Origin of the sequence: Burkholderia sp. SJZ089 (genome assembly GCF_007828315.1) — a bacterium.
Taxonomy (GTDB): domain Bacteria; phylum Pseudomonadota; class Gammaproteobacteria; order Burkholderiales; family Burkholderiaceae; genus Burkholderia; species Burkholderia gladioli.
In genome coordinates this window covers 236,062-258,841 of the sequence record NZ_VIUM01000007.1, presented here as the reverse complement: position 1 = coordinate 258,841, position 22,780 = coordinate 236,062, and the positions used below count along the sequence as shown (strand labels likewise).

Below are 22,780 nucleotides of genomic sequence, written 5' to 3'. Positions count from 1 at the left end.
CCCGGGGCGGCCGGCATCGCCCGCCGCCCCGGCCCGTGAATTTCCCCGCATGCCCCAGAACATGAATACCGCCCATCGCAAACCGCTGCCCGGCACCGGGCTCGACTATTTCGACGCGCGTGCCGCCGTCGAGGCCCTCGCGCCCGGCGCCTACGACACGCTGCCCTATACCTCGCGCGTGCTGGCCGAGAACCTGGTGCGCCGCTGCGAGCCCGACCGGCTCGACGCGTCGCTGCGCCAACTGATCGAGCGCCGCCGCGATGCCGACTTTCCGTGGTACCCGGCGCGCGTGGTCTGCCACGACATCCTCGGCCAGACCGCGCTGGTCGATCTCGCCGGCCTGCGCGACGCGATCGCCGACGGCGGCGGCGACCCCGCCAAGGTCAACCCGGTGGTGCCGGTGCAGCTGATCGTCGATCATTCGCTGGCGGTGGAATGCGGCGGTTTCGATCCGGATGCCTTCGCCAAGAACCGCGCGATCGAGGATCGCCGCAACGAGGACCGCTTCCACTTCATCGAGTGGACCAAGACGGCCTTCGAGAACGTCGACGTGATCCCGCCCGGCAACGGCATCATGCACCAGATCAACCTGGAGAAGATGTCGCCGGTGATCGGCACCCAGGACGGCGTGGCCTATCCCGATACCTGCGTGGGCACCGACAGCCACACGCCGCATGTCGACGCGCTCGGCGTGATCGCGATCGGCGTGGGCGGCCTGGAAGCCGAGAACGTGATGCTGGGCCGCGCCTCCTGGATGCGGCTGCCCGACATCGTCGGCGTCGAGCTGACCGGCCAGCGCCAGCCCGGCATCACCGCCACCGACATCGTGCTCGCGCTGACCGAGTTCCTGCGCAAGCAGAAGGTGGTGGGCGCCTACCTCGAATTCCGCGGCGCCGGCGCGGCCAGCCTCACGCTGGGCGATCGCGCCACGATCTCGAACATGGCGCCCGAATACGGCGCGACCGCCGCGATGTTCTTCATCGACGCCCGCACGCTCGACTACCTGCGCCTGACCGGCCGCAGCGACGAGCAGGTGGCGCTGGTCGAGGCCTACGCGAAGACCGCCGGCCTGTGGGCCGACAGCCTCGCTGGCGCGCAATACGAGCGCACGCTGAGCTTCGACCTGTCGAGCGTGGAGCGCAACATGGCCGGCCCGTCGAACCCGCACAAGCGGCTGCCGACGCGCGAGCTGGCCGAGCGCGGCATCGCCGCGCCGCACGAGGACATCGCCGGGCAGATGCCCGACGGCGCGGTGATCATCGCGGCGATCACCAGCTGCACCAACACCAGCAATCCGCGCAACGTGATCGCGGCGGGCCTGCTGGCGCGCAACGCCAACGCGCGCGGCCTCGCGCGCAAGCCCTGGGTGAAGAGCTCGCTCGCGCCCGGCTCGAAGACGGTCGAGCTGTACCTGAAGGAAGCGGGCCTGCTGCCCGAGCTGGAAGCGCTCGGCTTCGGCATCGTGGCGTTCGCCTGCACCACCTGCAACGGCATGTCGGGCGCGCTCGACCCCGACATCCAGCAGGAGATCGTCGATCGCGACCTGTACGCGACCGCCGTGCTGTCCGGCAACCGCAACTTCGACGGCCGCATCCATCCCTACGCGAAGCAGGCCTTCCTGGCCTCGCCGCCGCTGGTGGTGGCCTATGCGATCGCCGGCACGATCCGCTTCGACATCGAGAAGGACGTGCTCGGCATCGACGACCAGGGCCAGCCGGTGCGGCTCGCCGACATCTGGCCCGACGACGCCGAGATCGACGCGATCGTCGCCGCCAGCGTCAAGCCGGAGCAGTTCCGCCACGTCTACGAGCCGATGTTCGCGCGTAGCGCCACGGCCGGCGCCAGCGTGCCGCCGCTCTACGACTGGCGGGCACAAAGCACCTACATCCGCCGCCCGCCGTATTGGGAAGGCGCCCTGGCCGGCGAGCGCACGCTCGCCGGGATGCGCGCGCTGGCGGTGCTCGGCGACAACATCACCACCGATCATCTCTCGCCCTCGAACGCGATCCTGGCCAACAGCGCGGCCGGCGAATACCTGGCGAAGATGGGCGTGCCCGAGGAGGATTTCAATTCCTACGCGACGCACCGCGGCGACCACCTCACGGCGCAGCGCGCCACCTTCGCCAACCCGACGCTGGTCAACGAGATGGCGGTGGTGGACGGCGCCGTGAAGAAGGGCTCGCTCGCGCGCATCGAGCCGGAAGGCAAGGTGGTGCGGATGTGGGAGGCGATCGAGACCTACATGGAGCGCAAGCAGCCGCTGATCGTGATCGCGGGCGCCGACTACGGCCAGGGTTCCTCGCGCGACTGGGCCGCCAAGGGCGTGCGGCTGGCCGGCGTGGAGGCGATCGTGGCCGAGGGCTTCGAGCGCATCCACCGCACCAACCTGATCGGGATGGGCGTGCTGCCGCTGGAGTTCAAGCCCGACGCGAACCGGCTCACGCTCGGCATCGACGGCACCGAGACCTTCGACGTGATCGGCGAGCGCAAGCCGCGCGCCGACCTCACGCTGGTGATCCGGCGCCGCAACGGCACGCAGTTGCAGGTGCCGGTGACCTGCCGGCTCGACACGGCCGAGGAGGTGTCGATCTACGAGGCGGGCGGCGTGCTGCAGCGTTTCGCGCAGGACTTCCTCGAATCCTCGCAGGCGGCGTGAAGGCGTGAGCCTGACACGCGGCCGGCATCGGTATCGCATGAGCTCGGCCTGAGCAGTCATCACAGCGCATCGCGGCGGCTGCCGCGATGCTTCCGGGCGGCAAGCATGCCGCCTTCGTTTTTTCAGGAAGATTCACCATGGCACACGTTCCCCAGATCCGGATTCCCGCCACCTACCTGCGCGGCGGCACCAGCAAGGGCGTGTTCTTCCGGCTCGAGGACCTGCCGGAAGCCGCGCGCGTGCCGGGAGCGGCGCGCGACGCCTTGCTGATGCGCGTGATCGGCAGCCCCGATCCCTATGGCAAGCAGATCGACGGGATGGGCGGCGCGACCTCCAGCACCAGCAAGACCGTGATCATCTCGAAGAGCACGCGGCCCGATCACGACGTCGACTACCTGTTCGGCCAGGTCGCGATCGACAAGGCCTTCATCGACTGGAGCGGCAACTGCGGGAACCTGTCCGCGGCGGTCGGGCCGTTCGCGATCGCGGGCGGGCTGGTGGCGCGCGAGCGCGTGCCCGACAACGGCGTGGCGGTGGTGCGGATCTGGCAGGCGAATATCGGCAAGACCATCGTCGCGCACGTGCCGATCCGCGACGGCGAGGTGCAGGAGACCGGCGATTTCGAACTCGATGGCGTGACCTTCCCGGCCGCCGAGGTCCAGCTCGAATTCATGGACCCGGCCGCCGACGAGGACGGCGCGGGCGGCGCGATGTTCCCGACCGGGAACCTGGTGGACGACCTGGAGGTGCCCGGCATCGGCACGCTGAAGGCCACCATGATCAATGCCGGGATCCCGACCATCTTCGTCGAGGCCGAGGCGATCGGTTATACCGGCACCGAGCTGCAGGACGCGATCAACGGCGACGAGGCCGCGCTGCAGCGCTTCGAGACGATCCGCGCCTATGGCGCGCTGCGCATGGGCCTGATCCGCTCGCTCGACGAGATCGCGCAGCGCCAGCACACGCCGAAGGTCGCCTTCGTGGCGCGGCCGGCCGATTATGTGGCCTCCAGCGGCAAGCCGGTGGCGGCGAAGGACGTCGACCTGCTGGTGCGCGCGATGTCGATGGGCAAGCTGCATCACGCGATGATGGGCACCGCGGCCGTCGCGATCGGCACCGCCGCCGCGATTCCGGGCACCCTGGTCAATCTCGCGGCCGGCGGCGGCGAGCGCGAGGCGGTGCGCTTCGGGCATCCCTCGGGCACCTTGCGCGTCGGCGCGCAGGCCAGCCAGGCCGGCGGCGAATGGGTGGTCACCAAGGCGATCATGAGCCGCAGCGCGCGCGTGCTGATGGAAGGCGCGGTGCGCGTGCCGGGGGATGCGTTCCGAGCCGCGCCGCGGACTTGATCGATCGAAGGAGGAGGCTGGCATGAACGACGCGGGCTTGCCGCTCGACGGCATCGAGGTGCTGGAATTCGAGGGGCTCGGGCCGGCGCCGCTGGCCGGCTGGATGCTGGCGGCGCTGGGCGCGCGCGTCACGCTGGTGGCGCGCCCGGGCGGGCGCGTCGGCGGACCGGCCGGTTTGAGCGGGCAGGATGGCGACCTGCTGCGCGAGCGCAAGACCGTGATCGAATGCGACCTGAAGGCGCCGGCTTCGCGCGAGGCGATGCTGGCGCGCGTCGCGCGCGCCGACGTGCTGATCGAGGGCTATCGGCCGGGCGTGATGGAGCGGCTCGGGCTCGGGCCGTTCGATTGCGCGGCGCGGCGGCCCTCGCTCGTTTATGCGCGCATGACGGGCTGGGGGCAGCAGGGGCCGCTCGCCGAGCGCGCCGGCCACGATCTCAACTACGTCGCGCTGACGGGCGTGCTCGCGCTGGCCGTGAAGCCGGGCGAGGCGCCGGTGATCCCGCCGACCGTGATCGGCGATGCGGGCGGCGCGCTGGGCCTGGCCTTCGGCATCGTCAGCGCGCTGCTGGCGGCGCGCGCTAGCGGACGTGGGCGCGTGGTGGACGGCGCGATCGTCGACGTGGCGGCGATGCTCGGCGCGCTGGCGCTGTGGGCGCGCGAGCGCGGCCAGTTGGGCACGCCCGATGCGGCTAGCCTGTTCCACGATGCGCCGTTCTATGCCGTCTATCGCTGCGCCGATGGCGCGTATGTCAGCCTGGCCGCGCTGGAGCCGGCCTTCTACCGGCAGTTCGTGGAGCGCTTCGGGCTCGACGGCGTGACGGTCGAGGCGCAATACGAGCGCGCCGCCTGGCCGGCCTTGAAGGCGCGCTTCGCCGCGCATTTCGCCGGCGAGCCGGCCGCCGCGTGGTGCGCGCGTTTCGAGGGCAGCGATGCCTGCGTGGCACCGGTGCTCGATTTCGAGGCGGCCGCGCGGCACGCGCACCTGGTCGCGCGCGAGGTTTATTCGCCCACGGGAGAGGGCGCGTTGCGCGTGCGCGTGGCGCCGCGTTTCACCTGGCTTGGAGATGGCGGCGGAGCGGGCGAGACTCGAGCGACGCCGCGCGCGAATTCGGATGAGGAATGAAAAAGGGACGCTTTCGCGTCCCTTTTGACATCCAGATGCTTGCACCTCGTCGCGAGGCGCGCAAGTTCGGCTCAGGCCGCCGATTCCTGCGCCGTGTCGGCCTCGCGTGCCTCGCTGATCCGGTTGATGGTGCCCTGCGCGACGGCCACCAGCCGCTCCTCCTTGCCGTCCACCACGAACACGTGACACTGGCAGGTCGCCTGGCTGCGGCCGCCATACAGCAGCTTGGCGCGCGCCAGCAGGCGGCCCTTCATGGCCGGGCGCAGGTAGTTGATCTTGTATTCGCCGGTGACCACGCGCGGGCCCAGCGCGAGCGCGCCCGCGAAGGTCAGCGCATTGTCGGCGAGGTAGCTGATCACGCCGCCGTGCACGAAGCCGTGCTGTTGCCTGAGCTCGTCGCGGATCGGCAGGCACAGCTCCACCTCGTCCTCGCCCATCGTCATGAGTTCCGTGCCGAGCAGCATGCTGAACGGCTGGGCCAGGAGCGCGCCGCGCGCGTGATCCACGATATCCGTCATCGACCTTCCTTCGCTGGTGGGGCGTCGCGCCCCGCGCGGCCGACGGGGGCCGGCTGCCTGCGCTCCACTCTAGGAAGCGATCGGTCGATAAGCAAGGAGATTCGAGGAAAGCCTTGAAACGGTCGCGGTGACCGAGGCGAAAAGCGTGACGGCGCTGCCGGCGGCGGCATGGGACTTGCGAACGGGCGGGGCAAGGCGGCGTGCAGGGCGCCGTCTTGCCGCCGTCGTTACGCCGCGCCGGGCAAGGCCGCGTAGGCAGTCGCCAGATGATAGGGCGTGGTGGAGGGCAGGTCGTCGCGCGATACCTCGCCGTCCGCGCGCTTGCACTCGTACCAGCCGCGCGGATGCAGGAAGCGGGCGGCGAAGCGCTCGATCTGCAGCGCGAGATCGGGCGAGCCGGGTCGTGCGCCGCGCGTGGCCAGCGCGCGCAGGTATTCGGTCTGTGCCCAGATGCGCTGGGTCGCGTCGAGACAGGCGCCGCTCGCGTCGGTGGCCGCGCACACGCCGCCCGTCGCCGCATCGACGCCATGCCGCTCGGCGAACCCATAGGCGCGTTCGAGCGCGTCGGGCAGGCTCGTCTCGGCGAGCCGCTGGCCGGCCGCGCTGACCAGGTAGTACCACTCGAACTGGTGGCCCGGCTCGAAGCGGTTGCCGGCCGTGCCGAGCGGCAGCTCCGCGACGCAGCCCGTGGCGCCGTCGACGAAGTGCCGCTCGACCGCGCCGGCGGTGCGCAGCAACGCGTCGTCGAAGGCGCGGTCGCCGAACGCGTCGCCGGCGGCGAGCCAGGCTTCGGTCAGGTGCATCAGCGGGTTCTGCAGCGGGCCGCCGTCGAGCGGCGAGAAATCCTCGGCGCGCGCGGCATCGAGGCAGGCCTCGCCCGCGTTCGGCGCGAAGCGGTCCTCGATCAGCGCCGCGGTGTGCTCGGCGAGCCGGCGCGCGTCGCGGTTGCCGGAGGCGGCGAAGTAGCCGGCGCAGGCGAACACGATGAAGGCGTGGGTGTAGAGATCCTTGTTGCGATCGAGCGGCGCGCCTTGCGCGTCGACGCTGTAGAACCAGCCGTCGTGGCGCGGATCGCGGAAATGACGGCACAATCCGTCGAACAGCGCGTCCGCGTGCGCCAACTCGCCTGCCCCGGCGAACACGAACAACTGCCGCGCGCAGGCCATCGCGCGAAAGCGCGAGACCGGCAGCGGCGCATGCGTGTCGGGCGCGACGGCTTCGAACGGAAGCCCGATGCCGGTGTCGAAACCGGGGCCGCGCCACAGCGGCAGCACGATTTCCGCGAAATGCCGGCGCAGTTCGGCGGCCTGGACGGTGGCGGGGCGGGTAGCGGACATCATGGAACTGAACTCGTAGGTCGATCAAGGTACGGCGAGGGCCAGGGGCAAGGGGCGGCGGGGCCCCATCTCCGGTCATTCGGCCAGCGACCGTATCGCGCCGACACAATAACAGGAAGGAGAGAAGGCATGCTCAACAACATCGAACTCGTCTCGCGGCTGGTGCTGGCCGCCGCCCTCGGCAGCGTCATCGGCTTCGAGCGCGAACGCCTGTCCTGGGCCGCCGGCCTGCGCACCCACATGCTGGTCTGCGTCGGCTCCGCGCTGATCATGATCGTTTCCGCATTCGGCTTTGCCGACGTGCTCGGCAAGCCCGATATCGTGCTCGATCCGTCGCGGATCGCCGCGCAGGTCGTATCGGGCATCGGCTTCCTCGGCGCCGGCTCGATCCTGATGCGCGGCGAGATCGTGCGCGGCCTGACCACGGCGGCCAGCCTCTGGTCGGTTGCGGCGGTGGGCCTGGCGGTGGGCGGCGGGCTCTACGTGGCGGCGATCGCGGCCACCGTGATCGTGCTGGTGATCCTGGCCGGCATCAAGCCGCTCGAGAAGCGCTACATCACCGTGCGCCAGCGCCGGCACATGTCGCTGCTGGTCGAGCGCGGCACGCTGACCTTCGCCTCGCTGCATGCGGCGCTCGGCGCCGACAGCGCGCGCGTGAAGCAGTTCATCGTGCAGCAGAGCGAGGAAAGCCCCGAATGCGATGACGTGACGATCTCGCTGGCGCGCGTGTCGCCGGTCGAATACCAGCGGATCTCGTCGCAACTGCGGCACCTGCCGGGCGTGCAGGTGTTCAAGGAGCAGGAGGGCGCGACGGGCGCCGAGTGAGGCGGGCACGGCGCTCGCGGGCCTGCCCGGCACAGGGAGCGGGCCCGGGCGGCGAGCATGCGACAATGCCTGCTTTCCGTCTCAGGTAACTTCGCCCGCTGTCCGGGCAAGGCGCCTCCGCCGCGCGAGCCTCGCGCCGGAAGCGTCCGGACATCGGGCGCGCAGCCACCGATCCATGACCGAATCCCGCATGCCTCCCCGTCCCCGTTCCCCCCGTTCGACCAAGCCGACGCGCCGGCGCAGCGCCGCCGCGGCCGGCGGCGAGCGCCCCGCGCGCAACGCCGTGCGCGTCGATGACGAGGAGGCCCGGGCACGGGAGGCGGAAGCCGCCGGCGAGTCGCAGGACGAGCAGACGCCCGACCTGTTCGGCGGCTTGCCTGCCGGTGGACGCGGCACGCAGGCACGCCAGCCGAGCGCGGCGACGGCCTCGATCGGCGAGGCCGCAGCCCAGGAGACGGCGCCCGATACGCGGCAAGGCAGCTTCTTCGATGGTTTGGAATTGCCGCAAGCAGCTGCTCCGGACGAGGTGCGGCAAGGCGAGCCGGCCGATCGCGAGGCGCCGGCCGTGACGCAGGGCGGCGAGCCGCATCCGGCCGCGGTCGAATCCGCAGCCGCGCTCGCAGTGGATGTCAGCGAAGTGGCGCAGGCCGTGCAGGGTGCGGTTGCCGGGCTGGCTGCCGACGTGGCGGTACCGGATCAGCCTGCGCCGCAGCCAGCCGTCTCCTCTGCCGCTTCCAGCGAGGCAACGGCGGCTGTCGCGCCGAAGGTCGCCGGGGCGAAGCGTGCCGCCGCTGGCCGGCGTTCGGAATCCGCGCCGGCCTCGAGGCGGCGCCAGGCGGCGGGCAGCGCCGAACCGGCGATCGAGGCCGGCGACAGGCCGCCTGCTAGCGCGGCGGTAGCATCGCCTGTCGATCCGGTGCGCGAGCCCTCGTTCGCCAGCGGCTCGTCGGCCGATCCCGCGCCGAATCCGGCCGTGAATCCGGCTGTGAATCCGGCCGCCGCGCCGGCCATCGATATCGAGGCGCAACTGCGTCCGCTGAACGAACGTCTGCGCGCGACGCAGGCCGAGGGCGCCGAACTGCGGCGCCAGGCCGATCGCGAGATGCGGCGCGTCAACCGGCTGCTGCTCGCCCTGGCGGTGGTGCTGGTGATCGTGATCGTCGCCTTGGGCCTGCAGACGGCGGCGCTGTCGAGTGCGCATCGCGACGCGGCCGAACTGCAGGGGCTGCAGCAGCGCGTCGATCGCCTGACGGCATTGCAGGAAACGCAGCAAGCCGATCTGGCCGCCGCCCAGCAGCGTGCCGACGAACTCGGCGCCCAGGTCCAGCGCCTGACCAATCGCCTCGCCGTGGCCTCGCGCCAGCAGCCGGCGGCTGCCGCTGCCGCGCGCCGGGAGCGCCGCGCGCGCTAGCCCCGCACGCCGCTCCGCAAACGCGCCCAGGCCGGACGTCTCGCGACGATCCGGCCTTTTTCATGACGCGTTTCATGGGGCGATAACAGTCGAAAATCGGGGCGCCATGCTGTGTGGCGAGGTGTCGCGTCGCGTTTTCGACACGGAATGCTGCGCTGCACTAGCGTTGTTCAGGGAAAACCCTTAATATTCGTGCCTAGGGAAAACCCTGACCACCACTGTCCGTTGGGAGCTGGAAATGAGCCTCATCTTTGCGCTGCTTCAAAAGATCGACGATCTGTTCGTTTCGCCGCACCTGCCGCTCGACCGCGACTATTCATACGCCGCCCGCCATGCGGAAGCCGAGCGTCAACGCAAGTCGCAGGTGTCGCGCTTCGGCCTGCTGCGTCGCTGATCGTCCCCGCTGTTCGTTTCATCGCTGTTTCTCCCGTCATCGCCGCCGCCTGATTTCGCGTCGGCGCTGCCGGGTGTGTTTACCCCGCCTGTGCCGCTGATGGCGCGGGACCGGGATTCCGCCTCACGAGCGCCCTGCTCGATCTCTCGTTCGATCCCTTTCAGGCCCGGGCCGTGTCGGCTCATCCGCCGGCCTTGATTCCACGCATCCCCTCTTCACCGATCCGCTGCCCTCTGACGGCTTCGACGCTCGTCGCGCATGCGCGCAAGCGGCCTCGCCATCCGCTCATTCCGATTCGATGCCTCGATCCTCGTGGCGCAGCAGGCTGCGCGCGGCCTTGATCACGCGCGCCGACAGCGACGCCATGCTCGGCGACTGGACCTTCCACGCATGCCAGTACAACTCGACGTCGAGCGGATGCGCCGGCGCGAGATCGACCAGCCCGGTTTCGGACAAGGGCCGGTCGAGCGTCAGCAGTTCGGGAACCATCGCATAACCGAGCCCGTGCTGGACCGCCTGGAAATGCGTGTGCGTGCCGGGCACGTAGTGGCAGGGATAAGCGCCGTCCGGCAGGCCGAGCCGCTTCTTCAGGAACGAGGAGGACAGCGTGTCCCGCCGCGAATAGGCGACCACCGGTGCCTGCCGCGCGTCCTTGCGGTTGAGCCCCTGGGGGAACCAGCGCGCCGCGAAGGTGGCGGCGGCCAGCAGGCGGTAGCGCATCGCGCCGAGCGCGGTGGCGCTGCAGCCGCGCATCGGGTTCGGTTCGGTCGAGACGCAGCCGATCGTCATGCCGCTCTCCAGCAAGGCGAAAGTGTGGTCCTGGTCCTCCATCACGATCTCGAACAGCAGCCGGTCGCCGGCGAGGATCGACGACAGGGCCGGCAGGAACCAGGTGCCGAGGCTGTCCGAATTCAGGGCGATGGCCACCGGCACGGGCGACTGATGGTCGGCGCCGAGATCGGCCTGGAGGTCGGCCTGCAGCAGCGAGATGCGCCTCAGGTATTGCAGCAGGCGCATGCCGGCCGAGGTCGGGCGGCATGGCCGGGTGCGTAGCACCAGCGAGGCACCCAGCGCGGTTTCCAGGGCGCGCACGCGCTGCGTGACGGCCGAGGCCGTCACGTGCAGGCGCTGGCTGGCCTGCTCGAAGCTGCCGCTCTCGACCACGGCGAGGAAAGCCGCTGCCTGTCGGGGATCGATGTCCATCCGTCAATCCTGAAAAATTTTAAGCATCGGCAAGTTTCCTTAAGTTTGGTTTCGCTGACAAGTCGGCATCGGGACAATGCCGGCTTGGTCGTTTCCGATTCGCGCCGCGACATGGCACGAGCGAGGCGATATCGCCGAAATCCGTCGGCACCCCTGCATTCGCAGGCCTTTTCCTCGAATCGAATCGTCCGGAACCGTCATGCACATCCTCTACCTCATCGCGATCACCGCCGAAGCCATGTCGGGCGCCGTGATGGCCATGCAGCGCAGGATGGACCGCTTCGGACTGGCCTTCGTCGGCTCGGTCACGGCGCTGGGCGGCGGCACGGTGCGCGACGTGATCCTCGGCCACTACCCGCTGGTGTGGATCGAGCAGCCGGGCTACCTGCTCGTCACCTTCGGCGCGGCCACGCTGTGTTCGTGGATGGTGCGCCACCTGGCGAAGCTGCGCGCGGTGTTCCTGATGGTCGACGCGCTGGGCCTGGCGGCCTTCTCGATCATCGGCAGCGACGTGGCCGCGAGCGTCAGCGGCAATGCCATCGTCATTGTGTTGTCGGGCGTGATCACCGGCGTATGCGGCGGCATGCTGCGCGACCTGCTGTGCAACGAGGTGCCCCTGGTCCTGCGCGAGGAGCTGTATGCCAGCGTGGCGGCGCTCACGGCCACGCTTTATATCGTGATGCAGAAAATCGGGATGCCGATCGAAATCGCGACGGTCGCGGCGCTGCTCGCCGGCTTCGCGACGCGCATGCTCTCGCTGAAATACGGCTGGCGGATGAAGGCCTTCGATACCTCGGTGCGGGATTGAGGCGGATGGCGACGAGCGCGACGATGGAACCAGGCGACGGGCAAGCCGGCATGCTGACCTACCGGGATCTCTGCGAGGCGCAGGCGCGCAGCGAGGAACGGGCGATCGCGAGCGGCAGGGAGATCCGGCGGCAGCTTCCCTTGTTCGCCGAGGGCTATGCCGACTTCATCGATGCGCCGCGCTCCACCTATGAAGCCGACGACGGCTCCTTGCGCGAGCATGTGCGGCTGGTACAGGTCCTGTCGGCGGCGCCGCCGCGGGAAGCGTCGATGCGCGGCGGCGGGGCCGGCGAAGCCGTCGGCCTCGACGAGCACGGCATGGTCTGGTTCGAACTGGAGCTGGCCTTGCGGATCGACGGTGGCGCGGGAGGCACCTCGATCCATCGCTTCCGGATCGGCATGAAGCTGGTGCGCGACCGGATCTTCGTGTTCTTCCCGCGCAGCCGGAAGACGATCTCGGCCGAGCGCAGCCGCGACGCCTACGACTATGGCGAGGCTTATCTGGAGATCAACCGGGCCGTGCTGGAATCGATGGAAAGCGGGTTTCCGCTGTGGTCGCGTCAGTGAGGGGGCGTTCATGAGCGCGAGGCGAGGCAGGAAGGCGGTTCCGTCGCCGTCCTTGATGCCGGTGCGGCAGGCGCGCGACGTCCAGCTGAAGTATTACCTGGCGCTCGACGCACTCTGCATCGGGGCCGGCTCGCGGGAGAGCGTCGCGACCCTGCTGGGCGTGGTTCATACCGCGTATCGCCTGCGTGAATTCATCGGCGTGGCCGATGCGCAAGGCTTTCGCGCGGCCGAGAATGCCTTGCTGGCCTGCCTCGATCGCCTTGAATGCACGGCATCGCCCGAGCCGGCCGCGACCCTGCAGGCAAGCGAAAAGGCCGCCGTCGCACCCGTGTTGCGGTGCTTCGACGGCCTGCTCGAACGCGTGCCGATGCCGCTCTACCTCGACGCCCTGCTGGCCGCGATTGCCTGCCTCGACGCGCAACTGCCCTCGCCGATTCCGCCCGCGGCCACCGAGCCTAGCGCGCCTCGCCCTTCCACATCTTCAGCAGCAGCGCATTGGTCACCACGCTGACGCTGGAGAAGGCCATCGCCGCGCCGGCGATCATCGGATTGAGCAGCCCGAAGGCGGCCAGCGGCACGCCCACCACGTTGTAGACGAAGGCCCAGAACAGGTTCTGCCGGATCTTGCGATAGGTGCGACGCGAGATGTCGATGGCCGCCGCCACCAGGGCCGGGTCGCCGCGCATCAGCGTGATGCCGGCGGTGTGCATCGCCACGTCGGTGCCGGTCGCCATGGCGATGCCGATATCGGCGGCGGCCAGCGCCGGCGCGTCGTTGATGCCGTCGCCGACCATCGCCACCACGCCCTGGGTCGAGGCCTTCAGCTGCGCGATCACGCGTGCCTTGTCGTCGGGCAGCACCTGGGCGTGGACTTCGTCGATGCCGAGTTCGCGCGCGACGGCCGTCGCGCTGCCCGGGTTGTCGCCCGTCACCAGCGCGGTGCGGATGCCCAGCGCATGCAGCCGGGAAATCGCCTCGCGCGCGCTCGGCTTCACGGTGTCGCCGAAGGCGATCAGGGCCAGCACCGCCGCCGGCGCGTCGAGCCGCATCAGCCAGGACACGGTATTGCCGGCCGCCTCGAGTTCGGTGGCACGCTGGCGCGCGGCGGCCGGCACCTCGATCGCGAGTTCGTCGAGCCAGCGCGCGCTGCCGATCGCGTGGCGCGTGCCGTCGATGCGCGCTTCCACGCCGCGTCCGGCCACCGCCTTCGCGTCGCTTGCCTGAGGCGCGCGCGCCTCGCCATGCGCTTCGCCGTGGTGGGCCGCGACGATCGCGCGGGCCAGCGGATGCTCGCTGTGCCGCTGGATCGCGGCGGCGATGGCCATGGCCGTCTCGCGCGTCGTGCCGATCGGCTCGAAGGCGGTGACCGAGGGCTTGCCTTCGGTCAGCGTGCCGGTCTTGTCGAAGGCGACCACGGCGGTGCGCTGCGCGAGTTCGAGCGCCAGCGCATCCTGGATCAGCACGCCGTGGCGCGCGGCCACGCCGGTGCCGGCCATGATCGCGGCCGGCGTGGCGAGCCCGAGCGCGCAGGGGCAGGCGATCACCAGCACCGCCACCGCGTTGAGGATGGCGGTTTCGGCCGGCGCGCCGGCCAGCATCCAGCCGGCGAAGGTCAGCACCGCGAGCGCGAGCACGGCCGGCACGAACACGGCGCTGACGCGATCGACCAGGCGCTGGATCGGCGCCTTCTCGGCCTGGGCCGATTCGACCAGGCGGATGATGCGGGCCAGCGTGGTTTCGGCGCCGATCGCGGTGGTCTCGACGCTGAGCGCGCCTTCGGCATTGATCGAGCCGGCCGTGACGCGATCGCCCGGCGCCTTCGCCACCGGCAGGCTCTCGCCGGTGATCAGCGATTCGTCGACGTGCGAGGCGCCGGCGGCGATCCTGCCGTCCACCGGGAAGCGTTCGCCCGGCCGCACCGCGACGATCGAGCCGACCCGCACCTGGGCCAGCGGCACCTCGCGTTCCACGCCCTGTTCGACGATGCGCGCGCGATCGGGGCGCAGCGCGTTGAGCGCGCGGATCGCGTCGGTGGTCTGGCGCTTGGCGCGCGCCTCGAGCCATTTGCCGAAGCGCACCAGGGTGACGATCACGGCGGCCGCCTCGAAGTAGAGGTGCCCGGCCTGCTCCGGCGCGCGCAGCATCTGCCAGACGCTCAGGCCGAACGCGGCCGAGGTGCCGAGCGCGACCAGCAGGTCCATGTTGCCGGCGCGCGCGCGCAGCGCGTGCCAGGCGGCGCGGTAGAAGCGCGCGCCGAAACCGAATTGCACGATCGCGGCCAGCACGAATTCGAGCGGCGCCGGCAACATGAACGACAGGCCGAAGGGCGCGGCGAACATCGGCGCGACCAGCGGCAGGGTCAGCACGGCCGAGCCGATCAGCAGCAGGAGATCGCGGCGCGCCTCGGCGGCCTTGCGTGATTCGGCGCTCGGGCGCGGGGCGGTGGGGGAGGTGGCGGCAGGGGCTACCGCGCCGATCGAGCCGGCAGCGAGCGTGGCGCGATAGCCGGCTTTCTCTACGGCGGCCACCAGTTGCGCGACTGACACGGCGGCTTCGGCGCTGACGCTGGCGCGCTCGGTGGCGAGGTTGACGCTGGCGCGCGAGACGCCCGGCACCTGCGCCAGCGCCTTCTCGACGCGGCCCGAGCAGGAAGCGCAGGTCATGCCGCCGATCTCGAGTTCGATCGGCTGCCGCGCCGGGGCTGCCGGCGCCGGCGCGCTCTCGATGTCACTGGCGCCGGCGCCGAGCGGCGTGGCGCGATAACCGGCCTTCTCGACAGCCGCGATCAACTGCGCGGCGGAAACGGAAGCTTCGGCGCTGACGCTGGCGCGTTCGGTGGCGAGATTGACGCTGGCGCGCGAGACGCCCGGCACCTGGGCCAGCGCCTTCTCGACGCGATTCGAGCACGACGCACAGGTCATCCCGGCGATATCGAGTTCGATCGGAGCCGTAGCCGCGGTCGGTGCGGGAGCCTGCTCGATCGCCGCCGGTTCCGCGTGGTGCGCATCGCTTGCCGCCGGCTTCGCACGCGATTTCGGCTTCGGCATCGGCACGAAGCTGACCGCGACCGGCGGAGCTGCTGGTTGCGGCGCCGGTGCGGCAGGTGCCGCCAAGTCCGCCGCATCGCCCTCGATACGCTCGGCCTGATAACCCGCCGCGGCAACCGCCGCGACCAGCGCCTGCGCATCCACCTGGGCATCGGTGGCGAATTCCACCTCGGCCCGCGTGGCGGCCAGGTCGACCTTTGCCTGCGCGACGCCGGGCACGGCGGCCAGCGCCTTCTCGACGCGCCGCGCGCAGCCGCCGCAGGTCATGCCCGTCACACGCAGCGCGACAGCCGATGCAATCCCGCGAGCTCGCGCCTGGGCGCGATAACCGGCGCGCTCGACGGCCTCGACCAGGCTCGCGGCCCCGACTTCAGGCGCGGCGCTGACGCTGGCGGTCTTGCCGGCGAGGTCGACATGGGCGGAGATCACGCCGGGAAACTGGGCCAGCGCGGTTTCGACACGGCGGGCACAGCCGCCGCAAGTCATGCCCTCGACATCCAGCTCGGTGATCTCGGGCGTAATGGGATGGGACAGGTCGTTCATCATGTTTACCGGTCGGAAGCGGCCGAAGCCGACAATGGACGCAGTATCAAGCTTCCCATCATGGGAAGGTCAAGCGCTTTCTCGACGATGATTTCGACCTTGCGCGACCGACGACGTTTCGGGGTGCAAGCGATCCCGCCCCGAAAATCGGGCGACGGCCGCCCACAGCGAAACGGCCCGCCAGAGCGGGCCGCGAACCATCACCGGGCTGCCCCGGGTGCCATCAGAACTTCCAGAAATGCCCGCCCGGCGACGGGGGCCCGAACACCTGGCACTGGCTGTCGCTCGCGCTCAGCACCAGTGAATCATCGAGCGTGGTGCCGGCCGCCACCGAGTAGTGGAACACCTTCTGCGCCGAACTCAGGGCGTTCACATAGACGATGAAGGTGGCGGCGGCGCTGGATTTCGTATTGTCGAAGCTCAGCGCGATCGAGGTGCCGGACTTGCGGGCCGTGACCGCGGCCTGGTAAGGCAGCGGGCAGGCGCCGCGCGACTTGGCGGGCACGCCCGGCGAGAAGGTATCGCCGTCCGAATACGGATAGGGCGCGTAGCTCGCGTTCGGCCCGTTGCTCGGCTCGGTGATCGACCAGTGCAGCACGTCCGAGTCGCTCGGCGTGTTGACGGGCGCCGCCAGGTTCAGCGTCTCGGTGAGATCGCCGCACACGGCGCGGCGCCAGGCCGAGATGTTCGGGCATTGCACCTTGCCGGCCGGATAACCGCGCGCGGTGAGCCAGGTCTCGAGGAAGCGGATCACCGAGGTGTGGTCCGAGAGCCGCGAGGACACGCGCCCGCCCTTGCTCCACGGCGACACCACCATCATCGGCACGCGCGGCCCGAGCCCGATCGGGGTCGACTGGTAGGTTTCGTCGCCGAGATCGATCGGCGTGCCGGCGGCGGTCTGCAGGTTGTGCTTGCCGTAGCCGTCGAGCGGCGGGATCGGCGGCGGCACGTGGTCGAAGTAGCCGTCGTTCTCGTCATAGGTGATGAAGATCGCGCACTTGCTCCACACGTCCTTGCTGCCGATCACCGTGTTGATCACGCGCTCGGCGAAGGATTCGCCGTCGCTCGAGAGCGCGGTCGGGTGCTCGCAATAGGTATAGGGCGCGACGATCCACGAGACGGCCGGGAAGCGGCTCTTGCCGTTCGCGTCCTTGGCCGCCAGGTCGGCCTGCAGCGCGGCGATCAGGCCGTTGGCCGATTGCGCGTCGTTGTCGCCGGACTTGCCGCCGTAGCTGCGCGCCCGCGCGATCTTGTCGGCATCGCCGCCGCGCCGGAACGGGTTGAAGTAGGCCAGCGCGTTGTCGCCGTAGTTGCCGTAGCCCTGGTACACCTTCCAGTTCACCTGGTTGTCCTCGAGCACGTCGGCATAGGTCTTCCAGTCCCAGCCGTTCTGCTGGCCCCTGTCGTTGGCCGGATCCGAGGTGACGTTGCTCTCCCACGGGTCGTCGTTCTCGACGATGTAGTGCTTCCAGGACGAATTGGTGATCGTGCTGGCGCCCGAGGTGCCGGTCCACAGATAGCGGCGGTTCGGGTTGGTGGGGCCGAACAGCGAGCAGTGATAGGCATCGCAGACCGTGAAGGCATTGGCGAGCGCGTAGTAGAAGGGCAGGTCGGCGGGCTTCAGGTAGCCCATGCTCCAGTAGCCCTTCTTCTGGATCCAGGCGTTCCAGTTGGCCCAGGTGCTCTGCGAGCCCTTCCAGTCGTGATTGAGATTGACGCCCTGGTAATTGACGGGGCTGCCGGTGCCGGGGTTGAGCGGATAGGGCATCACGTTGGCCACCAGCTTGCCCGAGGGATTGCGCGCGGCGTAGCTGCCCGAGCCGTTGTTCGGCTGGTACCAGATCGTCTGGCCGCTCGGCAGCGGCGCCGGATGCGGATCGGAGAGGCCGCGCACGCCCGGCAGCATGCCGAAGTAATGATCGAACGAGCGGTTCTCCTGCATGAAGATGATCACGTGCTCGATGTCGGCGAGCTTGCCCGGCGGCGTGGTCTGGGCGAGCGCGTTGCGGATCGCGGGGGGTAGGACCGACGCCATGCCGGCGGCCGCCAGCGTGTGGGTTCCCAGTTTCAGAAAATCGCGGCGTTTGTTCGATGTCATTGGATGCCTCGTTTGTTCATGGGGTGACAGGCACGATGGCGCCGCCCGGCCAGTCGACGGCGCCCAGCACGATAACCGCGAAAGATGAAACGAAAATGGCAACGCGATCTCGCCAACGCAGCATGAAAAATCAAAAAGCCGCGAGGCTGATGGAATTCGACGGATTTATGTCATCGAGCGACAAAAATCGATGATTTCACGGGGAAATTCGGCGGAAGAGGCGGGGTGAGGCTTGGCGAAATGCTTAATTAAATATGTCGTTCATTTCGCGGAAGCAATAATGCGAATCGATTACCGATTTCAGGAAATGCGAATTGAGTCTCACCGGGGAGCAATTGCCGGTAATTCGAAACTCCAGGTTGAATCATTCGGGAGGTGCATCGAGCGATGCGAACCCCCGAACGACGAGCGGCAGGAGGCAGGGCCGGCTAGCCGAACAGCGCCTCGAGACGCAGTTGATGCGAGCGGCCGATCCACACCGCGCAATCGCGATGGTCGCGCAGCGCATCGCCGGTGTTCGGATGGACGAACACGTCGAGTGCGCCGTGGTTGAGCGCGAGCCAGCCGAGCACGGGCGTGAGCTGGCTGCCGTCGAAAGCGAGCTGGTACGACCACATCGGATGCGGGCCGACCGGGCGTTCATGGAAACGGCCGAGTTGCACGCGAGCGCCGAGCTGCTCGTCGATCACCTTGCGCAGTGCCCACGCGGCGTCGCGGCTGTCGGCGTCGAAGTAGACGTGAGCGTGCCAGCTATCGATGCTGGCGGGGTCGAGTAGGGTCATGAAGGGAGAACGGGATGTCGGGAAGGGCGAGCGATCATTGTGCGCGATTTCGGCCGGGGCTTGCTTGGCGTGGCGCTGGTTGCCCGGCGAGGTGTCCTGTGGAAAAGGTTCCGGATCGAGGCGGGGCGCTGGATCCGGTCCCATCGTGGCGAATCTCACGCATGTGAATAACTCAACAATGACGCACTATTTTGCCGTATTGCTGCGCATTAAGATTCAATGTGGTTTCCGGCATCGAGAGCTGTGCATGCCCACTGTTTTTGTTCCGACGCGCGCGGTACGATGCACGCCGTTCGAGGAATCGAATGCAGCCCGTCACACGCTACGAGGAAGACCCGCGCGTCCGGCTGCCGCTCAACATGCGCAGCCAGGCTGCGCCGCGCGCCAACACCAATGACAATCTTTCGCCAACTTCCCGTCGCCCGGCTGACCTTCGGCGCGACGGCCGCCGTGTTCGTCCTGCTGGCCGGCTGTGCGTCGCCGCAGCAGCCGCCCGATGTCGTCGCCCGCAAGACGGGCTGGATGCGCAGCGAGGTCGCCGACTCCTACCTGTATGCCTACCCGCTGGTGATGATGGAGGTGGCGCGTCAGGCCGCCACCGATCCTGGCGCCGCCGGCCCTGGCCAGGCGCCCGCCAACACGCTGCGCATCGACGCTTCGTTGCCGCCCGCCGGCGCCGTCAATCCGCCGCTGCCGGGCATCGACACGCTCGACGCGAGTGGCTGGCTCGATGTCGGCACCGAGCCGCTGATCCTTTCCCTGCCCGATACGCGCGGCCGTTACCTCGACGCGCGTGTGCTCGACATGTGGACCAACGTGGTCTGGTCGACGGGCGCCGAGGCCAGTCCGCGTAATGGAAGCAGCCGGGCGCAAACGATTGCGCTGGTCGGGCCGGGCTTCCAGGGCACGCTGCCGGCCGGCGTCAAGCGCGTCGACCTGCCGGCGCGCCACGCCTGGCTGGGCGTGCGCGTGCGCAGCGGCGGCGCCGGGCGCGAGCTGGCCGAGGCGCGGCGCTGGCAGCGCGCGGTTCGGCTGGTGCCGTTGTCGGCCTGGAGCGCGCGCCCGGCGCGCGGCGCGGCCTCGGCGGGGGCTGCCGCGGTTGACGCGAACGCGGACAACGGTGCGGCCACCTCGGCAAGCGCCGCCGCCCGCGTCGCCGCGCTCGATGCCAAGGCCTTTTTCTCGCGCTTCGCCAGCGCCTTGCCCGACAATCCGCCGCCGCAGCCCGATCCGCACGTCGACCAGGTACTCGACGAGATCGGCGTGAAGGCCGGCGTCGAGCCCGACTGGAGCGGCGAGCGGCTCGCCGCCGCCGCGCGCGGGGTGGAGGATGCGCGGGCACGGCTGAGCACGCCGCCGTCGAACCTGTTCGCGGCGGACGGCTGGCGCTGGCTCGGCGGCGATGCCGGCCGCTACGGGCAGGACTACACGCTGCGCGCCTACGCGGCGGCGACGCATTTCGGCGCCGGCACGCGCGACGACGACACGGTGGCGATCGTGGCCGCCGACGGCGATGGCGAGGCGCTGAACGGCGGGCGCCGCTACGTGCTGCATTTCGCTGCGCGCGAACTGCCGCCGGTGCGTGCGTTCTGGTCGCTCACGCCTTATACGGCGGATGGGGCGCTGCCCGATCCGGGCCGTGGCCGGCGCGCGATCGGCAGCCTCGACCGGCTGCAGCGCAATCGCGACGGCTCGGTCGACATCGTCGTATCGGCCAGCTCGCCGGGCCGCGCCCGCGCGGCCAACTGGCTGCCCGCGCCGCGCGCCGATTTCCAGTTGGCGCTGCGTCTCTACGCGCCCAAGCCCGAGGCGACCGACGGCTCCTGGCAGCCGCCGCCGCTGGTGCGCCAGTAAATGGGCGGCTAATGCATAAGTGAGCGGTTGCTATCGAAGCAATCAGACGGCGCCTTCGGGCGCCGTTTTCGTTTGGGGCGAGGTGTGTCGGAGGGTTTTGTTCTCCCAAGCCTCGCTGGACAGAGGGGCTCGAGACAATCGACCCCAATTTTCCCTTCCATATTTCTTTCGATGATGTCTGTAATCACAAATACAATACCGATTGTGACCGTGATTGCAGACTTGACATCGTTCATCGCAAACCTAAAATGTCCGCAAAGATAGACTTTACGGATATTCAGACTGGGATTGCAGACATGAAGCGCGATGAGCAACCGTTGATGAGCCCTGAGCGGCTACAAGAAGCTCGCCAGTTGGGAGAGAAACTGGCTCGTCTGCGTATCGCCCGTCGCATTCGGCAGGCGGACGCGGCTACTCGCGCCGGGATTTCTCGCTCCACGGCGGTTCTGTTGGAGAAGGGGGACCTCGGTCGCACACAGGCCCAGATACTTCGATATTTGGAAGCTATTGCACCTGGTGTCAGCCTGCTTTCACTGTTGAAGGAGGACGACCCTTCGCTTCAGGCGTTGGCGGCACGTGAGACGACGCAGCGCGTTCGCGAGGCGAGCAAATCCGAACTGCAACGGCTGGATTTCTGATGGCACGCAAGAAAACGGAGGTTTTCGTATTCGGCCACCTTGCGCAAGCTGACGGCAATCGGTTCGTACCAGCGGGCATCCTTGGTCTCACCGAGACAGAAGGCGCGCGTGTCGCAGATCGTGGGCTTGCCAGTGAGTTTGCGTATGGCATGGGATACCTCCGGCGAGGCGAGTCGTTCGAGCTGGACCCGGTGAGTTTGGCACTGGGTGAGCGTGAGTCCATCAGGGGGAAGGTTCTGTTTCCCGTGAACGGGCTCGGTGAATTTGGCGGTATTCGCGACGCGGCTCCCGATGCCTGGGGGCGCAGGGTAATTGAAGCTCGCCTCAAGGCGCCGGCGAACGGTTTGCTCGAAGTGGAGTACCTGCTGCATGCCGGCGGGGACCGCGTTGGCGCCCTGGACGTGCGGGAAGACATCAAGAGCCCTGATTCGGCGTCCGCGAGCGACATGCATTCGCTGGAATATGTACTGCAGGCGTCGGAGGCGGTCGAGAACGGGGCGCCGGTACCGACAAACCTGGAGCGTTTCCTGGGCTCGGGCCCATCCGCCGGTGGTGCTCGGCCGAAGGCGTCTGTACGAGACGGGGACGGCGCACTGTGGCTGGCCAAGTTTCCCGCGAATGGCGATAGATTCGACGTGGCGCGCGCGGAGTCCTGCACCTTGGAGCTTGCCCGCCGCTGTGGTCTGACGGTCCCGGAGGTACGCCACCAGGATATCGGCGGCCGGCCTGTCATGCTGATTCGTCGCTTTGACCGCTACTGGAGCCAGGTTGGTCAGAAGCCGCCTGAAGGCGCCTTGCACGATACCCGCCCTGGGGAGGGCCGCATCGAAGGCCGGCTTCCTTTCGTCAGCGGCCTTACGCTCACCGCCTGCAGCGAGCTGGAGTCGCCCGACAAGACCTATGCCGACCTGGGCCGCGCCATCCACAAATACGTCCACCTGGATCGTGTCAAAGCCGATGGCGAGGAGATGTTTGCTCGCATGGTGTTCAACATTTTCGTGACCAACGACGACGACCATCTTCGCAATCATGGCTTCATACGGGACCCACGGCGTAACGGCTGGGTGCTCAGCCCTCTGTACGACGTCGTTCCGCACCCCGTTCTTGCCAGTGAACGAAGACTGCACCTTGGTGTAGGAGAGCACGGCAAACTCGCCACCCTGGATAATGCGTTGAGTCATTACGCCGCTTTCATGCCGGCGCGGCCGACAGCAATCGGCATCATGCGTCGAGTCTGGGGTGAGGTACGCGAATGGATGACGTGCTTCGAAGAGCATGGCGCCGACAAAAAGCTCCTTGACCAGCTATCACGAGCCTTTCGCGACATCAGCGACATCGCTTCGCCAGGGCTCGAGGCTGAAATACGCAGAGGGACGTAAGGGCAAGGCGTGCTTTGCCGCTCCCGGCGTCGCCAAATACAGCTGGCAAAAGGGCATTGCCTATGTCCAGGCACGAATCGGGCGATGTCCCGCCCTGTCATGAAAAGTGAGCAGACGCTTTCCGTATAATCCACGACTGGCGAGCATCGACCCGCTTTGAAGGTGCGGCGGGCAGGCCGCCCGGCAGCACCATCGCGAGATGCGTCGTCGCGGCTGGCGATCGCCCACGAGGCGACATCGCCCATGCCCGCC

The 22,780-nt window shown here is 68.9% G+C and carries 19 protein-coding genes; 13 read left to right on the top strand and 6 right to left on the bottom strand.

From position 1 onward, the window contains the following. Positions 1–61 precede the first annotated feature (61 nt). From acnD to FB600_RS15545, 3 genes are all read left to right on the top strand, one after another. Positions 62–2,656 carry a Fe/S-dependent 2-methylisocitrate dehydratase AcnD gene (gene acnD, locus FB600_RS15555; protein ID WP_096752935.1) on the top strand — a complete coding sequence of 865 codons (2,595 nt, stop codon included), beginning with the start codon at positions 62–64 and terminating at the stop codon, positions 2,654–2,656. 137 nt (positions 2,657–2,793) lie between these two features. Next, positions 2,794–4,002 (top strand): 2-methylaconitate cis-trans isomerase PrpF, encoded by a 1,209-nt coding sequence (prpF, locus tag FB600_RS15550; protein ID WP_145756988.1) that lies wholly within the window; start codon positions 2,794–2,796, stop codon positions 4,000–4,002. Positions 4,003–4,024: 22 nt separating this feature from the next. Continuing rightward, on the top strand, positions 4,025–5,125 hold the full coding sequence (locus FB600_RS15545) for a CaiB/BaiF CoA transferase family protein (RefSeq protein ID WP_098151408.1): 1,101 nt from the start codon (positions 4,025–4,027) through the stop codon (positions 5,123–5,125). Positions 5,126–5,196: 71 nt separating this feature from the next. On the opposite strand, the gene FB600_RS15540 is transcribed toward FB600_RS15545, so the two are convergent. Continuing rightward, positions 5,197–5,643: a PaaI family thioesterase gene (locus FB600_RS15540; RefSeq protein WP_013691612.1), complete on the bottom strand. Its 447-nt coding sequence runs from the start codon at positions 5,641–5,643 to the stop codon at positions 5,197–5,199. 227 nt (positions 5,644–5,870) lie between these two features. Further along, positions 5,871–6,980, bottom strand: coding sequence for an AGE family epimerase/isomerase (locus FB600_RS15535; protein WP_098153126.1), 1,110 nt, complete (start codon positions 6,978–6,980; stop codon positions 5,871–5,873). Positions 6,981–7,109: 129 nt separating this feature from the next. Here FB600_RS15535 and FB600_RS15530 point away from each other — a divergent pair, with 129 nt between their 5' ends. The 3 genes from FB600_RS15530 (at position 7,110) to FB600_RS37215 (ending at position 9,610) form a co-directional block, all read left to right on the top strand. Further along, complete coding sequence (locus FB600_RS15530) at positions 7,110–7,805, top strand: MgtC/SapB family protein (RefSeq protein WP_013691610.1); 696 nt, start codon at positions 7,110–7,112, stop codon at positions 7,803–7,805. A 190-nt stretch (positions 7,806–7,995) separates the two neighbouring features. Further along, positions 7,996–9,216: a hypothetical protein gene (locus tag FB600_RS15525; protein WP_145756989.1), complete on the top strand. Its 1,221-nt coding sequence runs from the start codon at positions 7,996–7,998 to the stop codon at positions 9,214–9,216. Positions 9,217–9,454: 238 nt separating this feature from the next. Further along, the gene (locus FB600_RS37215; protein ID WP_013691608.1) at positions 9,455–9,610 is read left to right on the top strand and encodes a hypothetical protein; all 156 of its coding nucleotides are present in this window, start codon (positions 9,455–9,457) and stop codon (positions 9,608–9,610) included. A 285-nt stretch (positions 9,611–9,895) separates the two neighbouring features. Here FB600_RS37215 and FB600_RS15520 read toward each other — a convergent pair whose 3' ends face one another. Beyond that, a complete protein-coding gene (locus FB600_RS15520; RefSeq protein WP_096752076.1) occupies positions 9,896–10,813 on the bottom strand; it encodes an HTH-type transcriptional regulator ArgP in 918 nt (305 codons plus the stop codon). A gap of 199 nt (positions 10,814–11,012) precedes the next feature. Here FB600_RS15520 and FB600_RS15515 point away from each other — a divergent pair, with 199 nt between their 5' ends. Genes FB600_RS15515 through FB600_RS15505 form a run of 3 tightly spaced genes read left to right on the top strand, consistent with a single transcriptional unit; the run spans position 11,013 to position 12,698 of the window. Beyond that, on the top strand, positions 11,013–11,621 hold the full coding sequence (locus tag FB600_RS15515) for a trimeric intracellular cation channel family protein (protein ID WP_096752075.1): 609 nt from the start codon (positions 11,013–11,015) through the stop codon (positions 11,619–11,621). A gap of 23 nt (positions 11,622–11,644) precedes the next feature. Then, positions 11,645–12,187: a hypothetical protein gene (locus FB600_RS15510; protein WP_145756990.1), complete on the top strand. Its 543-nt coding sequence runs from the start codon at positions 11,645–11,647 to the stop codon at positions 12,185–12,187. Between the two features lie 10 nt (positions 12,188–12,197). Then, entirely contained in the window at positions 12,198–12,698 is a 501-nt protein-coding gene (locus FB600_RS15505; protein ID WP_124076846.1) for a hypothetical protein, read from the top strand. On the opposite strand, the gene FB600_RS15500 is transcribed toward FB600_RS15505, so the two are convergent. Together FB600_RS15500 and FB600_RS15495 are read right to left on the bottom strand one after the other, a co-directional pair. Next, positions 12,643–15,777, bottom strand: a complete 3,135-nt coding sequence (locus FB600_RS15500) for a heavy metal translocating P-type ATPase (RefSeq protein ID WP_409995224.1) — start codon at positions 15,775–15,777, stop codon at positions 12,643–12,645. The two genes, FB600_RS15505 and FB600_RS15500, sit on opposite strands and share 56 nt — an antisense overlap. A gap of 223 nt (positions 15,778–16,000) precedes the next feature. Then, positions 16,001–17,875: an alkaline phosphatase family protein gene (locus tag FB600_RS15495; protein ID WP_145756992.1), complete on the bottom strand. Its 1,875-nt coding sequence runs from the start codon at positions 17,873–17,875 to the stop codon at positions 16,001–16,003. On the opposite strand from FB600_RS15495, the gene FB600_RS15490 reads away from it, so the two are divergent. Next, positions 17,869–18,069, top strand: coding sequence for a hypothetical protein (locus tag FB600_RS15490; protein ID WP_124076847.1), 201 nt, complete (start codon positions 17,869–17,871; stop codon positions 18,067–18,069). The genes FB600_RS15495 and FB600_RS15490 overlap by 7 nt on opposite strands. Positions 18,070–18,303: 234 nt before the next feature. Here the strand turns inward: FB600_RS15490 and FB600_RS15485 are convergent, their stop codons facing one another. After that, complete coding sequence (locus FB600_RS15485; protein WP_096752070.1) at positions 18,304–18,657, bottom strand: DOPA 4,5-dioxygenase family protein; 354 nt, start codon at positions 18,655–18,657, stop codon at positions 18,304–18,306. A 393-nt stretch (positions 18,658–19,050) separates the two neighbouring features. Between FB600_RS15485 and FB600_RS15480 the strand changes: the two genes are divergently transcribed. The 3 genes from FB600_RS15480 (at position 19,051) to FB600_RS15470 (ending at position 22,528) form a co-directional block, all read left to right on the top strand. Beyond that, on the top strand, positions 19,051–20,511 hold the full coding sequence (locus tag FB600_RS15480; RefSeq protein ID WP_096752069.1) for a DUF1254 domain-containing protein: 1,461 nt from the start codon (positions 19,051–19,053) through the stop codon (positions 20,509–20,511). Positions 20,512–20,759: 248 nt separating this feature from the next. After that, positions 20,760–21,149, top strand: coding sequence for a helix-turn-helix domain-containing protein (locus FB600_RS15475; RefSeq protein WP_227742706.1), 390 nt, complete (start codon positions 20,760–20,762; stop codon positions 21,147–21,149). Next, the gene (locus FB600_RS15470; RefSeq protein ID WP_145756993.1) at positions 21,149–22,528 is read left to right on the top strand and encodes a type II toxin-antitoxin system HipA family toxin; all 1,380 of its coding nucleotides are present in this window, start codon (positions 21,149–21,151) and stop codon (positions 22,526–22,528) included. Before FB600_RS15475 ends, FB600_RS15470 begins: the two co-directional genes overlap by 1 nt. The last annotated feature ends 252 nt before the right edge of the window (positions 22,529–22,780 follow it).

Excerpts from the sequence above, each read along its gene's own strand:
- acnD (WP_096752935.1), top strand. The coding sequence starts at position 62 with ATGAATACCGCCCATCGCAAACCGCTGCCCGGCACCGGGCTCGACTAT.
- prpF (WP_145756988.1), top strand. The coding sequence starts at position 2,794 with ATGGCACACGTTCCCCAGATCCGGATTCCCGCCACCTACCTGCGCGGC.
- FB600_RS15545 (WP_098151408.1), top strand. The coding sequence starts at position 4,025 with ATGAACGACGCGGGCTTGCCGCTCGACGGCATCGAGGTGCTGGAATTC.
- FB600_RS15540 (WP_013691612.1), bottom strand. The coding sequence starts at position 5,643 with ATGACGGATATCGTGGATCACGCGCGCGGCGCGCTCCTGGCCCAGCCG.
- FB600_RS15535 (WP_098153126.1), bottom strand. The coding sequence starts at position 6,980 with ATGTCCGCTACCCGCCCCGCCACCGTCCAGGCCGCCGAACTGCGCCGG.
- FB600_RS15530 (WP_013691610.1), top strand. The coding sequence starts at position 7,110 with ATGCTCAACAACATCGAACTCGTCTCGCGGCTGGTGCTGGCCGCCGCC.
- FB600_RS15525 (WP_145756989.1), top strand. The coding sequence starts at position 7,996 with ATGCCTCCCCGTCCCCGTTCCCCCCGTTCGACCAAGCCGACGCGCCGG.
- FB600_RS37215 (WP_013691608.1), top strand. The coding sequence starts at position 9,455 with ATGAGCCTCATCTTTGCGCTGCTTCAAAAGATCGACGATCTGTTCGTT.
- FB600_RS15520 (WP_096752076.1), bottom strand. The coding sequence starts at position 10,813 with ATGGACATCGATCCCCGACAGGCAGCGGCTTTCCTCGCCGTGGTCGAG.
- FB600_RS15515 (WP_096752075.1), top strand. The coding sequence starts at position 11,013 with ATGCACATCCTCTACCTCATCGCGATCACCGCCGAAGCCATGTCGGGC.
- FB600_RS15510 (WP_145756990.1), top strand. The coding sequence starts at position 11,645 with ATGGAACCAGGCGACGGGCAAGCCGGCATGCTGACCTACCGGGATCTC.
- FB600_RS15505 (WP_124076846.1), top strand. The coding sequence starts at position 12,198 with ATGAGCGCGAGGCGAGGCAGGAAGGCGGTTCCGTCGCCGTCCTTGATG.
- FB600_RS15500 (WP_409995224.1), bottom strand. The coding sequence starts at position 15,777 with ATGAACGACCTGTCCCATCCCATTACGCCCGAGATCACCGAGCTGGAT.
- FB600_RS15490 (WP_124076847.1), top strand. The coding sequence starts at position 17,869 with ATGTCATTGGATGCCTCGTTTGTTCATGGGGTGACAGGCACGATGGCG.
- FB600_RS15495 (WP_145756992.1), bottom strand. The coding sequence starts at position 17,875 with ATGACATCGAACAAACGCCGCGATTTTCTGAAACTGGGAACCCACACG.
- FB600_RS15485 (WP_096752070.1), bottom strand. The coding sequence starts at position 18,657 with ATGACCCTACTCGACCCCGCCAGCATCGATAGCTGGCACGCTCACGTC.
- FB600_RS15480 (WP_096752069.1), top strand. The coding sequence starts at position 19,051 with ATGACAATCTTTCGCCAACTTCCCGTCGCCCGGCTGACCTTCGGCGCG.
- FB600_RS15475 (WP_227742706.1), top strand. The coding sequence starts at position 20,760 with ATGTCCGCAAAGATAGACTTTACGGATATTCAGACTGGGATTGCAGAC.
- FB600_RS15470 (WP_145756993.1), top strand. The coding sequence starts at position 21,149 with ATGGCACGCAAGAAAACGGAGGTTTTCGTATTCGGCCACCTTGCGCAA.